Source organism: Mycolicibacter sinensis (assembly GCF_001667375.1).
In the GTDB taxonomy this organism is placed as follows: domain Bacteria; phylum Actinomycetota; class Actinomycetes; order Mycobacteriales; family Mycobacteriaceae; genus Mycobacterium; species Mycobacterium sinense_A.
Genome location: NZ_LZIN01000063.1, coordinates 1 through 1,151, shown reverse-complemented (window position 1 = coordinate 1,151; position 1,151 = coordinate 1). Strand labels below are relative to the sequence as shown.

The 1,151-nt window shown below is 66.9% G+C and carries 1 protein-coding gene; it reads left to right on the top strand.

Annotation, left to right across the window (positions count from 1 at the left end):
- Positions 1-1,151: acyl-CoA dehydrogenase (locus A5771_RS12510; RefSeq protein ID WP_064855541.1), on the top strand; the 1,151-nt coding region annotated here is incomplete at both ends.

Genomic DNA, 1,151 nt, shown 5'->3' with positions numbered 1-1,151 from the left:
GAATCCGTCGTTTGACCTGTTCAAACTCCCCGAGGAGCACGACGAGTTGCGGGCGGCGATCCGCGCGCTGGCGGAGAAGGAGATCGCGCCGTACGCCAAGGAGGTCGACGAGCAGGCGCGCTTCCCCGAAGAGGCGCTGGTGGCGCTGAACTCCTCGGGTTTCAACGCCGTGCACGTGCCCGAGGAGTACGGCGGGCAGGGCGCGGACTCGGTGGCGGCCTGCATCGTGATCGAGGAAGTCGCGCGGGTGTGTGCGTCGTCGTCGCTGATCCCGGCGGTGAACAAGCTGGGCACCATGGGGCTGATCCTGTCGGGTTCTGACGAACTCAAGGCGCAGGTGCTGCCCTCGCTGGCCTCCGGAGAGGCGATGGCCTCCTACGCGCTTTCCGAGCGGGAGGCCGGCAGTGACGCCGCGGCGATGCGCACCCGCGCCAAGGCCGACGGTGATGCCTGGATCCTCAACGGCTCCAAGTGCTGGATCACCAACGGCGGCAGGTCCAGTTGGTACACCGTGATGGCGGTGACCGACCCCGACCTGGACGCCAACGGCATCTCGGCGTTCATGGTGCACGTCGACGACGAGGGTTTCACGATCGGGCCCAAGGAGCACAAGCTCGGCATCAAGGGCTCCCCGACCACCGAGTTGTACTTCGAGAACTGCCGCATCCCCGGCGACCGGATCATCGGCGAACCCGGTACCGGGTTCAAGACCGCGCTGCGCACCCTGGATCACACCCGCCCGACCATCGGCGCCCAAGCTGTCGGTATCGCGCAGGGCGCCCTGGACGCGGCGATCGAATACACCAAGGACCGCAAGCAGTTCGGCAAGAACATCAGCACCTTCCAGGGGGTGCAGTTCATGCTCGCCGACATGGCGATGAAGCTGGAGGCGGCGCGGTTGATGGTCTACTCGGCCGCGGCGCGCGCCGAGCGCGGTGAGACCGAGCTGGGGTTCATCTCCGCGGCGAGCAAGTGCTTCGCCTCCGATGTGGCCATGGAGGTCACCACCGACGCCGTGCAGTTATTCGGCGGGGCCGGCTACACCACCGACTTCCCCGTCGAGCGGATGATGCGCGACGCCAAGATCACCCAGATCTACGAGGGCACCAACCAGATCCAGCGCGTCGTCATGAGCCGCCACCTGCTGCGCT